The following is an 11,939-nucleotide window of genomic DNA, read 5'->3' as shown; positions in this document are numbered from 1 at the left end:
TTGATTTGAACCTTCATCATTTTGAGAATAAGCATGCGTAAATGGACCGCAAAAGATTACCGTACGATGCCGTGGAAAAACGGTGGCGGCAGTACCACTGAATTAGCGATCTTTCCAGAAGGAGCGGGAATGGATCACTTTGTTTGGCGATTAAGTACGGCGACAGTGGCGCAAGATGGGCCGTTTTCTCATTTCGCACAAATTGATCGTAGCTTGGCGATTTTGACGGGAGCTGGTTTGGTATTGAAAACCGATACAGGTAGCGTAGCGGAGAAGATGACTAGTCTGACGCAAGAAAGTTTGCCGCATCGTTTTTTTGGTGAGGATAATATTTTTGCAGAATTGATCGATGGCACCGTAGTCGATTTGAATTTGATGACGCGACGCGATGTTTGCCAGCACTATATGCAACGCTTGAGTGCGGGCCAGCATTTGATCCATGCGGAGGATGCACAGCAGGTTTTGGTATTCTGCGAAAAAGGTCGTGCGCAATTATTGAATCAGACAAGCTTGGAAGCGGGCGAGTTGGTGCTGCTCGAAGAAGAGCATGAAGCCAGTGGCGTACGTTGTCATATCGAAGCTGAAGAAGCCAGTCTTTTGTATGTCATGCGAATTAGTTTTTTGAATTATCCAGCGCAACATGGAGGTCTTCATGCAGTCAGCTAATTGGGATAGCTTATGGCTTAACGTGCATCTTGCCACGATGGATGCTGCGCTTGATTACGGCATCATTCGTGATGCTGCGATTGCCGTGAAAGATGGCAAGATCGCTTGGATAGGTGCAGCACAGGATTTGCCGACAGATTACACGGTAAAGGTACGGCACGATGGCCAAGGCTGTTGGTTAACGCCAGGCTTGATCGATTGCCATACGCATATAGTGTACGCGGGCAATCGTAGCAATGAGTTTGAAGCACGCTTAAATGGCGTAGCGTATGAAGAAATTGCACGGCAAGGCGGGGGCATCGTCTCTACCGTTAAAGCAACGCGTGCTGCAACGGAACAAGAATTGATGCAAGCCTGTTTGCCGCGCGTGCTCAGTAGTTTGCGTGAAGGTGTCACCACACTAGAAATTAAATCCGGCTACGGACTTGATACCGAAACCGAGGCAAAGATATTGCGTGTTGCACGCCAGATTCAGCGTGATTTACCTGTGACGGTTACCACGACTTTCTTAGGCGCACATGCCTTGCCGCCCGAATTTGCTGGTCGCGCTGATGATTACATTGATGAGGTGTGTCAGCGCATGTTGCCAGCAATTGTGGCTGAAGGCTTGGCAGATGCGGTCGATGTTTTTTGCGAAAAGATAGGCTTTACCCCAGCGCAAACCGAGCGGGTTTTTCAAGCTGCGAAAAAGTATAACTTACCAGTTAAATTGCATGCAGAGCAGCTCTCAGATCAAGGTGGTGCGACATTGACAGCGCGATACCAAGGTCTATCTGCAGACCATCTTGAATACTTAAGCGACGCTGGCATCGCAGCTATGAAGTCACATGGCACCGTTGCAGTCTTATTGCCTGGTGCTTTCTACTATTTACGTGAGACCAAGTATCCACCGATCGCCGCATTACGCGCCGCGAATGTGCCGATTGCCTTGGCGACGGATTGTAATCCGGGAACGTCACCGATGACGTCGCCATTGCTGACGATGAATATGGCTTGTACCTTGTTTCGCATGACACCATTGGAAGCGTTGCAAGGTTTGACAATTCATGCCGCACAAGCATTAGGATTACAGCAAAAGATTGGTAGCTTGCAGCGCGGTAAACAAGCCGATTTTGCACTTTGGAAAATAGAGCGTCCTGCAGATTTGGCTTACATGATAGGTGTTAATCCATGTGTAACTAGTGTACATAATGGTATTGTGAGAACGCTTTAACTCACTAAATGCGGCCTGTAACGAGGGATGATTTGTTATAGATTAGCTACTGAGGGTTAGATAAAATATTTCTTGTTGGAAAATTTCGACGACTGAGTGAATTTACTTTGACAACATTCTGGCTAGGGATATCATGTAAAGTAAGCTAAATCTCGGTTTAGCTGAGTTTGATTGTATTGTTCCCAATTAGCCATTTATCTAGTGCCTGCGTTCAGAGGATTTTTTATGTCAGAAAAAAAATTAGTCAACATTCTGTATGTAGAGGACGATCTTGATATTCAGGCCGTGGCACAAATTGCTTTGGAGGTTGTCGGTGGTTTTTCTCTGAAAACCTGTAGCTCTGGTGCTGAAGCGATTGCTGTGATTGAACAAGCTTACAAGCCAGACTTATTATTACTCGACGTTATGATGCCGAATATGGATGGCCCAACAACTTTGGCTCAGTTGCGTCAATTGCCGCTGACAGCACAAACGCCTGTCATTTTCATGACTGCCAAAGTCCAATCGAGTGAGCAAGATTATTACTTTACTTTGGGTGCCATCGGTGTGATCGCCAAACCTTTTGATCCTATGGCGCTCTCAGCTCAAGTTCAGGCACTGTGGGATAAGGTGAATTAATTGCCGACCAAAGATGAGGATTTGAATGAGGCTATTCGAGCTTTAGGTCAATTATTCCTCGCAAAATTACCCGCTAAATTTTTAGAAATTGAAACCGCTATTCAGCGTTTTCAGAGCACGCCCGAGGATAGGGAAAATTTCTCGCTGTTGCATCGCTCATTGCATACTATGGCAGGATCGGCAGGTACTTTTGGCTTTCCTGAGATGGGTGAACAAGCGCGTATTTTGGAGACGCAACTAAAAAATTATGTTGCGGGCGAAGTTTGGAGTCAAAGCGCGCGTGACGCATTTTGTGATCAGGTCAGAAATTATCTTACTGTTGCGAGACAGAGAGCGGTAGAGACATCCTCATCAATTGCAGGTACGTCTGACTTCAATGCTGAGCAAGACATCTCTGCTGTCTCAATGGCACCACCAGTAAAAAAAATAGTTTATTTGGTTGATGCCTCAGAAGAAGTTAAGCATGAAATCACTCAACAGCTAGAACAATTTACTTTTTTTGTTGAGTCCTTTTCCTGCTTGCAGGATTTAGAAACCGCCTTACAAAAACAAATTCCAGCGGTCTTGATCATTGATACTGATTTTGATTCCGTGCATCTTGCAGGAACCAATGAAGTAATGCGCTTACGCATGACTGGATACGCATTACCACCCACTATTTTTATTTCTGACACCAATAGCTTTGATAGTAGATTGCACGCTGTGCGTGCTGGAGGTCAAGCGTTTTTACTTAAGCCGGTAGATATTTTGGTGCTAACTGAGCGCATAGAAGAAATATTAGCTCACAATTATCCGCGCCGATATCGGATTATGATTATTGATGACGATACAGAGTTAGCTCAGTATTACAGCGAAATATTGAAACGTGCCGGTATGATTACAGAAGTACTCAATGATCCTGAATTAGTCTTGGAACAGATGGCTAGTTTCCGTCCTGAGCTGATACTGATGGACGTGTATATGCCTAATTGTGACGGTGTAGAGTTATCTAAAGTCATACGTCAAGATCCATCTTATCTTGATATTCCGATTATATTTTTATCGAGCGAAAATGATTTGGAAAAACAAATTGCTGCGGTGAAAGTGGGCGCGGATGATTTCTTGAATAAACCGATTGAACCCGAACTATGGATTTCATCACTATCTTCGCGTGCCGAACGTTATCGCGCTTTGCGCTCCTTGGTGATGCGCGACGGTTTAACTGGTTTGTATAACCACACCGCCATTAAAGAAGATCTGATCGCAAAAATGTCCAGTGCCAGCCGAGATGTCACCAGCGTTTCGGTTGCGATGTTGGACTTAGATAACTTTAAAAAAGTGAATGACACTTATGGGCATCAGATTGGCGATCAAGTATTGCGCACTTTATCTCACTTACTGCGTCAACGTCTGCGAAAAAGTGATGTGGTAGGGCGTTATGGCGGCGAGGAATTCGTGGTGATTTTTCCGAACACGACAGCAGAAGTGGCTCGTTTAGTATTAGAAAAAATTCGTATCGCGTTTAATAAAATTTTGCATGTAGCAGAGCAGGCAGAGTTCTCTGTCGGTTTTTCCGCCGGGGTAGCCGATTCACGTCAAACAACGAATCCTGATGATTTATTGGTGATCGCCGATGCTGCTTTATATCGTGCCAAGCACGCCGGCAAGAATCAGGTGGTATTAGGCGTTCAATGAGTGATGTGCTGTTGCTCTGTCCTGTATTTTTTAAGTTTCTATATGTACAGGTCTGTAAGGATTAATGAGCGATAAATGTATGATAAATGCGTGATAAATTTACGATGAATGTAGATTCTCAATAAAAAAACCATGCCGATATGAGGTATGAGCATGGTTTTTTTATTCGCTGAAATGACCTAGTTTTTTGTTAGGTGCGTCGCTTTAATTTTAGACTCTAGGGCCTTGCCTTTGCGTGCGCGTTTGCCTATATGAATCGCGAGTCCGCTAGCGCTCAAACTGACTTCTTGTGGTTTTGCGGCGCGTCCTATGCCGCTGACCTTGACGCCTTTTTGGCTGATCGCAGTCGCTGCGAGCAGTTTTTCCTTTGGTTCCAATTCCATCAAAATCACTCCGCGTCCACCGCTGGATAATTGCTTGATTTCATTTAAGCCAAATACCAGTAAGCGTCCTTTTTCTGACAAGCAAGCGATGGCGCTAGCGTCTTCAGCGACAGCGCTTGGTGCTAATGGCTCGTCGCCATCGTCCAATGTCATGAAGGCTTTACCGGCTTTCATACGGCCAACCATGTCACCGAGTTTGGCGGTAAAACCGTAACCTGCGCTTGATGCCAATAAGAGTGGTGTTTCAGCTTTGCCAGCGAAATAGTGGAGGATGCGTGTGCCAGTTGCTAAGTCAATTAAGGTGGTGACTGGTACGCCGTCACCACGAGCGCCCGGTAGTGCGGAAACGGCTACTGAATAGACGCGGCCATTCGAGCCGAACACCAGCATGTGATCGACCGTGCGGCATTCAAAGGTGCCATATAAACTATCGCCTGCTTTAAAGCTAAATTGCGCCGGGTCGTGGTCATGTCCAGTACGCGCTCTGACCCAGCCTTTTTCAGAAATCACTACGGTGACAGGCTCGTCAATGACTTTCTGTTCAACCGAGGCACGTTGCGCTTCTTCGATCACCGTACGACGTGCATCGCCATACTGTTTGGCATCAGCTTCGATCTCTTTGATGATGCATTTCTTCATCGCCGAAGGATCATCTAAGAGGTTTTGCAAATTAGTCTTTTCGTTGCGTAATTCTGCTAACTCTTGTTGAATTTTGATCGCTTCTAAGCGCGCCAATTGACGCAAGCGGATCTCTAAAATGTCTTCCGCTTGACGATCGGATAAACGGAAAGCTTCGATCAAAGCAGGCTTAGGTTCATCCGATTCGCGTATGATCTTAATGACTTTGTCGATGTTCAACAATACCGCTTCACGGCCTTCCAAAATATGGATACGGTCGTTAACTTTTTTCAGCTTAAATTGGGTACGGCGCGTAACTGTCTCAAAGCGGAAGCTAATCCATTCGGTCAAAATGTCGGTTAAAGATTTTTGACGTGGGCGACCATCGCCACCAATCATCACCAAGTTCAGCGAAGCAGAGGTTTCGAGCGATGTGTGTGCTAATAACATCTGCATGAATTCAGCTTGATCTTGATTCTTGGATTTGGGCTCCAAGACCAAGCGTACGGCAGCATCCTTGCCTGATTCATCGCGTACCGCGTCGAGTACCGATAACATCACTTGCTTCAAGCTGACTTGCTCTGGCGACAGCGATTTTTTACCGATCTTGATTTTCGGATTGGTAATTTCTTCGATTTCTTCCAAGACTTTCTGTGAAGATGTACCTGGTGGCAGTTCAGTGATGACGGCTTGCCATTGACCCCGCGCCAGTTCCTCTATCTTCCAACGTGCGCGTACTTTGACACTGCCACGACCGCTGGAATAGATTTCACTAATCGCTGCTGCTGGCGTAATGATTTGACCGCCACCCGGAAAATCCGGGCCGGGGATTAATTCCATCAATTCTGCATGGGTTGTTTTCGGATTGCGAATTAAAGCAACTGCTGCTTTTGCGACTTCGGTCAAATTGTGCGAAGGAATTTCAGTCGCCATACCGACTGCAATACCGGAAGCACCATTCAATAGAACAAATGGCAAACGTCCTGGAAGCAGGGTCGGTTCTTCATAAGAACCATCGTAGTTGGGCTGGAAATCAACGGTGCCAAGATCAATTTCATCGAGCAATAATTTGGAGATTGGGGTTAAACGCGCTTCGGTATACCGCATCGCCGCTGCGCCATCACCATCGCGTGAACCGAAGTTACCTTGACCGTCAATCAAAGGGTAGCGCAAGGAAAAATCTTGTGCCATCCGTACCATCGCGTCGTACACCGATTGATCACCGTGTGGATGAAGCTTACCGAGTACATCACCGACTACAGTTGCCGATTTACGTGGTTTAGCCGTTGAGTTCAATCCCAATTCATTCATTGAATACAGGATGCGGCGTTGTACCGGTTTTTGTCCGTCGCTAACGTCAGGTAAGGCACGGCCTTTGACGACAGAAATCGCGTAGTCGAGGTAAGCGCGTTCAGCGAAAGTCGCTAGCGTCAGTGTCTCACCATCTCCACCATTGCCACCGTTATTGTCAGGGGCTTCATCAAATAAATTTGCTTGTTCGCTCATATTCTTACAATCTAATTTTGGGCGGGTGCAACCCGCGTTTTTTGGCTTTTTGTTACCGCATGGCGGATTTTGCCATTTTATGTTTTCACTGAAACTTGGGGGCTTCTAAAACTGCTTAGTTGGGATGAAGTGCAAGGCGCCGCTTGTGTAAAATTCTGCAGCAATACTGGAGTATTGCGAGGACAAGCAACGCCGCAATTCGCCCAAGTATGCGGTTTTAGAAGTCCACAAGCTAGATGTCGGCCTCTACCTCATTCCCATGCTCTTCCAGCCAAGCCTTACGTGCCGACGCTTCTCCTTTGCCCATCAGCATATTGAAGCGGCCTTCAGAAAATTCTTGATCGAACTCGCCCAAGGAAACTGGCAGTAAACGACGTGTATCAGGATTCATTGTTGTTTCCCACAATTGGTTGGCATTCATCTCGCCCAAACCTTTAAAGCGAGAAATCGCCCAAGCACCATCTTTGACGCCGTCTTTGCGCAGCTTGTCTTCGATCGCGGTGAGTTCACCTTGATCCAGTGCATAAATTTTCTGCGCAGGTTTCTTGCCGCGCGCCGGCGCGTCAACACGGAATAGAGGAGGGCGAGCGATGCAAATATGACCGCGTGCAATCAGCTGTGGAAAGTGTTTGAAGAACAGCGTCAACAACAAGACTTGAATATGCGAACCGTCCACGTCCGCATCAGAGAGTATGCAGATCTTGCCGTAACGTAGATTGCTCAGATCTATATTGTCATTGATGCTGTGTGGATCGACACCAATCGCGACGGCGATATCATGAATCTCATTGTTAGCGAACAGACGATCACGTTCAGATTCCCACGAGTTCAACACTTTACCGCGCAATGGCAGAATCGCTTGAAATTCCTTATCGCGGCCCATTTTGGCTGAGCCACCAGCGGAATCCCCTTCGACTAAAAACAATTCATTGCGAGTGATGTCGTTCGATTCGCAATCCGTTAACTTGCCTGGCAAAACGGCGACGCCAGACGATTTTTTCTTCTCGACTTTTTGCAGCGAACGTAAGCGCGATTGCGCTTGTTTGATCACTAGTTCAGCCAATTTCTTGCCGAGTTCTACGTGCGAATTGAGCCACAATTCTAAAGGCGGTTTGGCGAAGCTTGAAACTAAGCGCACCGCATCGCGTGAATTTAAACGCTCTTTAATTTGCCCTTGGAATTGTGGATCTAATACTTTTGCAGACAGCACAAAGGAGGCGCGGGCGAAAACGTCTTCTGGTAAAAGTTTGACGCCTTTCGGTAATAAGGAATGCATTTCGGCGAAGCTTTTTACCGCACCGAATAAACCTTCGCGTAAGCCAGATTCATGGGTGCCGCCAGCCGGCGTTGGAATTAAGTTGACATAGGATTCGCGTACGACACCGCCATCTTCCGTCCACGCGACCACCCATGATGCGCCTTCGCCTTCGGCAAAGCCATCGGCGTCGGCATTGGCAAATTGTTCGCCTTCAAACATGGGAATGACAAGCTCGCCGTGCGAGGCTTGTGTTAGTGCTTCGGTCAAATAACCGCGCAAGCCTTGATCGTATTGCCAGGTTTGACTTTCGCCGGTTTTTGCATTGGTGAAGGTAACTTTGACACCTGGCAGCAGCACGGCTTTCGAACGCAATAAACGTTGCATTTCGGGGATGGATATATTCGGTGAATCAAAATATTTTCCATCTGGCCAGACTGAGACGCGTGTACCGTTTTTCTTATCGCCACGCCCTAATGGCTGGGTACTTAATGGCTGAATGACTTCACCGTCTGCAAAGACGAGATTGTGTAATCCACCTTCGCGCCATACGGTAATTTCTAAGCGTTTAGAAAGCGCATTGGTGACAGATACGCCTACTCCGTGCAAACCGCCAGAGAAAGCATACGCACCGCCTGAACCTTTGTCGAATTTACCGCCTGCATGCAAACGAGTGAAGACGATTTCGACTGTAGGGACGCCTTCTTCAGGATGCAAACCGACAGGAATGCCGCGTCCATCGTCTTCTACACTGATACTGCCATCTGTGTTCAGGGTGACTTGGATGTTTTTGCAATGACCACCTAAAGCTTCGTCAGAGGCATTGTCGATGACTTCTTGGATAATATGCAGCGGGTTCTCGGTGCGGGTGTACATCCCAGGTCTTTGTTTGACCGGTTCCAGTCCTTTCAGGACGCGGATGGATGATTCGCTGTAGTCGGATGGAGTTGTGGTTTTTTTAGTTGCCATGCGATGAAATGGGTGAGAAGTTTATTAATTTATTGGCTTGTTTATTTGCTTTCGCCCGAACTCGAGCGACGCTCTTCTTTTTTTATCCTACACGGAAAACCGCCAATTTGACGAATTATTGTAAAGGGAAATACTGGTTTTATGTACAGTTAAATTTTTATTTGCGTGGGAAAAGATAAATGCCTCAAGGGTAAGAGCTAATTATTTACTCAATAGACGCATTCCTTGTTCCAAACCTGACAAAGTAATCGGGAACATCCGATTGCTAAGTAATTTACGCATGATGTCGATAGATTGGCGATATTGCCAAATTCCTTCTGGTTCGGGATTGAGCCATAAATACTTGGGGAAGTGTGCGGTAAATCGTTGTATCCAAACCGCACCGGCTTCTTCATTGTTATATTCTACCGAGCCGCCTGCCTGCAAAATCTCATAGGGACTCATGGTGGCATCGCCGACAAAAATCAACTTGGTATCCGGCGTGTGTTTACGTAAGACATCCCAAGTAGCAAATTTTTCGGAATGGCGTCGATGATTGTTCTTCCATAAATAGTCGTACACGCAATTATGGAAATAGTAGAACTCCATATTTTTGAATTCTGTTTTTGCCGCGGAAAATAGCTCTTCAATCTGTGCGATGTGATCATCCATGGTTCCGCCCACGTCGAATAACATGAGTACTTTGATATTGTTTTTGCGTTCTGGCTGCATTTTGATATCGAGGTAGCCCGCATTATTGGCGGTCGCTTTGATCGTTGCATCTAAGGCTAATTCTTCCTCCGCACCTTGTCTGGCAAACTTGCGCAGGCGACGCAGTGCGACTTTGATATTGCGGGTGCCGAGTTCACGCTCGGTGTCGTAATCTTTGAACGCGCGCGCCTCCCAGACCTTGACTGCGGAACGACGTTCGCTTTTGCCGCCTATGCGGATGCCTTCAGGGTTGTCGCCACCATTGCCGAAAGGCGAAGTGCCACCCGTGCCTATCCAGCGATTGCCGCCTTCGTGTCGCTCTTTTTGCTCTTCGAGTAATTGCTTGAGCCTATCCATTAATTTGTCGTAGCCAAATTTTTCTAAGGCGGCGCGTTGTTCATCCGTGAGCTCACGTTGGAGTCGCTTTTTTAACCAATCCAAAGGAATTTCAGGGTGCTTTTCGAATATCGTTTGTATGCCTTTGAAATACAAACCAAAAGCGCGATCAAACTTGTCGTAATTGGCTTCGTCTTTCACCAGCATGGTGCGCGACAAAAAATAGAATTCGTCGATTGAGGTACCAACTATGCCTTGTTGCATAGCTTCCAGTAAGGTCAAAAACTCTTTGATCGATACCGGGATTTTGGCGTCTTTTAAAATGAAGAAAAAATCAATTAACACGCTGTTTGCCTATGATGTTGAAAGATTGGTAGAGCGAGATGGATCTCGGGAAAGTTTAAATTGTAGGTTAGCTTTTACGCCAGGCCATTCGTGTTTCAGTATGCTGTACACCACCGTATCGCGTACACGTCCATCGGGCAAGATCATGTGGCTACGGAGTACGCCATCGCGCTTTGCTCCCAAGCGTTCGATGGCTTGTTGCGAACGCTGATTAAACCAGTCAGTTCGAAATTCAACTGCATTGCAGTCGAGTACCTCAAACGCGTGGGTTAATAGCAAAAGCTTACATTCAGTGTTAATCGGACTGCGTTGGTAGGATAAGGCATACCAGGTGTAACCGATTTCCAAACGTTTATTTGCACGATCAATGTTGCAGTAGCGAGTAGAACCGAGGATGTTCTGGCGTGATTGATCAAAGACTGTGAAAGGAATAGCTAAACCTTGTTCTTGCTGCTCCATTGCTTTATCAAACCAACTCGTCATCGTCGCTGGTGCTGGAACCGAGGTAAAGAATAACTCCCAAAGTTTTCCATCATTGGCTGCGGCAGCGAGTCCGCTCAAATGCTCGCGTTGCAGCGGCATCAGTGCAGCAAATTGGCCAGTTAATTCCTTACTGTGAGTCGACATAGTGCTTCCTAAAGTGATAGGGGGGGAGGCTAGGAGATGCGGCTATTGTAATGCCTCAAGCTGCACGTATCATTGGTGGATTGCATCGGTTTTATTGCGAATTTTGCAGCACAGCCACAGTTTTCATCAGTAAAAGCATGAAGCGGCTTGCACATGGTTTTAAAACACGTTATACTGCAAAGCTGTACAGAATTTTGCGGCGCGGCCATGTGGGTAATTAAATTCACATCTTGAACCCGTCGCGTTGACCACGTTTAGGAAATCTCATGGCAAATACCGCACAAGCACGCAAACGTGCTCGTCAAGCAGTTAAACAAAATGCACACAACTCTAGTCAACGTTCTGCATTGCGTACAGCTATCAAAGCTGTGCGTAAGGCAATTGAAGCGGGTGATAAAGCTGCTGCTGCAGTGATCTTTCAGAACTCTGTTTCTAAGATCGATAGCATTGCTGACAAAAAAATCATTCACAAAAACAAGGCAGCTCGTCATAAGAGCCGTTTAGCTTCCGCTTTGAAAGCATTGGCTTAATTGTTTTTGATTTGCACTGATCTGTTGGTGCAATAAAGTAAGAGATAGGCAAGCTACTTTGTAGCTACCTTATCAAATAAAAAACCGCAATTTTTATTGCGGTTTTTGTCTTTTCTGAAGCATTAAGCGCGTATTTTTCTGGAAATTAATCGTTTTCTTGATGCTACTGTTGGTTGCTATCTAGTGGTAAGCCTTGAATATACTGTCCAGCTTTGATCTGCCGCTGCTGATACCACCCCGTGTTCATCTCTAAAGCGTAGCGCGCCTTGTTTTTTGCGCAGGTGGTTTCCTCGCTATGGGCCTTCATTTCTTCGATGTTAATGATTTTGCCTTGTTCATCAATGAATGCAATTGATAGTGGAATTAAGGTGTTTTTCATCCACATGCAGTAATGGTCTGCATGCGCAAACTGGAACATCATTCCTTGATTTTCAGCCAGTGACTCTCTAAACATTAAGCCGCGTTGACGCGCTTCAGCAGTAAGTGCTAGCTCGGCATCGACCATGTGT

The 11,939-nt window shown here is 46.3% G+C and carries 10 protein-coding genes; 5 read left to right on the top strand and 5 right to left on the bottom strand.

Features of this window, described 5'->3' with window-relative positions; translation table 11 throughout:
• The first annotated feature begins 33 nt into the window (after window positions 1–33).
• The 4 genes from ACFFJH_RS17150 (at window position 34) to ACFFJH_RS17135 (ending at window position 4,171) form a co-directional block, all read left to right on the top strand.
• Window positions 34–666: a HutD/Ves family protein gene (locus ACFFJH_RS17150; protein ID WP_390214162.1), complete on the top strand. Its 633-nt coding sequence runs from the start codon at window positions 34–36 to the stop codon at window positions 664–666.
• Window positions 653–1,879, top strand: coding sequence for an imidazolonepropionase (hutI, locus tag ACFFJH_RS17145; RefSeq protein WP_390214161.1), 1,227 nt, complete (start codon window positions 653–655; stop codon window positions 1,877–1,879). Before ACFFJH_RS17150 ends, hutI begins: the two co-directional genes overlap by 14 nt.
• Window positions 1,880–2,104: 225 nt before the next feature.
• Window positions 2,105–2,497, top strand: coding sequence for a response regulator (locus ACFFJH_RS17140; RefSeq protein ID WP_390214160.1), 393 nt, complete (start codon window positions 2,105–2,107; stop codon window positions 2,495–2,497).
• A complete protein-coding gene (locus ACFFJH_RS17135) occupies window positions 2,498–4,171 on the top strand; it encodes a diguanylate cyclase (protein ID WP_390214159.1) in 1,674 nt (557 codons plus the stop codon). It begins immediately after the preceding gene.
• Between the two features lie 179 nt (window positions 4,172–4,350).
• On the opposite strand, the gene parC is transcribed toward ACFFJH_RS17135, so the two are convergent.
• The 4 genes from parC to ACFFJH_RS17115 form a co-directional block, all read right to left on the bottom strand.
• Window positions 4,351–6,678, bottom strand: a complete 2,328-nt coding sequence (gene parC, locus ACFFJH_RS17130; RefSeq protein WP_390214158.1) for a DNA topoisomerase IV subunit A — start codon at window positions 6,676–6,678, stop codon at window positions 4,351–4,353.
• Between the two features lie 232 nt (window positions 6,679–6,910).
• Window positions 6,911–8,902: a DNA topoisomerase IV subunit B gene (locus ACFFJH_RS17125; RefSeq protein WP_390214157.1), complete on the bottom strand. Its 1,992-nt coding sequence runs from the start codon at window positions 8,900–8,902 to the stop codon at window positions 6,911–6,913.
• A 201-nt stretch (window positions 8,903–9,103) separates the two neighbouring features.
• Window positions 9,104–10,273 (bottom strand): vWA domain-containing protein, encoded by a 1,170-nt coding sequence (locus tag ACFFJH_RS17120; protein ID WP_390214156.1) that lies wholly within the window; start codon window positions 10,271–10,273, stop codon window positions 9,104–9,106.
• Window positions 10,274–10,282: 9 nt separating this feature from the next.
• Window positions 10,283–10,900 carry a GNAT family N-acetyltransferase gene (locus ACFFJH_RS17115; RefSeq protein ID WP_390214155.1) on the bottom strand — a complete coding sequence of 206 codons (618 nt, stop codon included), beginning with the start codon at window positions 10,898–10,900 and terminating at the stop codon, window positions 10,283–10,285.
• A 266-nt stretch (window positions 10,901–11,166) separates the two neighbouring features.
• On the opposite strand from ACFFJH_RS17115, the gene rpsT reads away from it, so the two are divergent.
• Window positions 11,167–11,430, top strand: coding sequence for a 30S ribosomal protein S20 (gene rpsT, locus ACFFJH_RS17110; protein ID WP_189344715.1), 264 nt, complete (start codon window positions 11,167–11,169; stop codon window positions 11,428–11,430).
• A gap of 163 nt (window positions 11,431–11,593) precedes the next feature.
• Here rpsT and ACFFJH_RS17105 read toward each other — a convergent pair whose 3' ends face one another.
• Window positions 11,594–11,935 (bottom strand): DUF192 domain-containing protein, encoded by a 342-nt coding sequence (locus ACFFJH_RS17105; RefSeq protein ID WP_390214154.1) that lies wholly within the window; start codon window positions 11,933–11,935, stop codon window positions 11,594–11,596.
• Window positions 11,936–11,939 lie beyond the last annotated feature (4 nt).

It is taken from the genome of Affinundibacterium danionis (assembly GCF_042432465.1).
Lineage (GTDB): Bacteria > Pseudomonadota > Gammaproteobacteria > Burkholderiales > Burkholderiaceae_D > Undibacterium > Undibacterium danionis.
This window is presented reverse-complemented; position numbering and strand designations above follow the sequence as displayed.

Bases quoted from the DNA above. Each gene is read 5' to 3' on its own strand.
- hutI (WP_390214161.1), top strand. From the start codon at position 653: ATGCAGTCAGCTAATTGGGATAGCTTATGGCTTAACGTGCATCTTGCC.
- rpsT (WP_189344715.1), top strand. From the start codon at position 11,167: ATGGCAAATACCGCACAAGCACGCAAACGTGCTCGTCAAGCAGTTAAA.
- ACFFJH_RS17140 (WP_390214160.1), top strand. From the start codon at position 2,105: ATGTCAGAAAAAAAATTAGTCAACATTCTGTATGTAGAGGACGATCTT.
- ACFFJH_RS17150 (WP_390214162.1), top strand. From the start codon at position 34: ATGCGTAAATGGACCGCAAAAGATTACCGTACGATGCCGTGGAAAAAC.
- ACFFJH_RS17105 (WP_390214154.1), bottom strand. From the start codon at position 11,935: ATGGTCGATGCCGAGCTAGCACTTACTGCTGAAGCGCGTCAACGCGGC.
- ACFFJH_RS17115 (WP_390214155.1), bottom strand. From the start codon at position 10,900: ATGTCGACTCACAGTAAGGAATTAACTGGCCAATTTGCTGCACTGATG.
- parC (WP_390214158.1), bottom strand. From the start codon at position 6,678: ATGAGCGAACAAGCAAATTTATTTGATGAAGCCCCTGACAATAACGGT.
- ACFFJH_RS17125 (WP_390214157.1), bottom strand. From the start codon at position 8,902: ATGGCAACTAAAAAAACCACAACTCCATCCGACTACAGCGAATCATCC.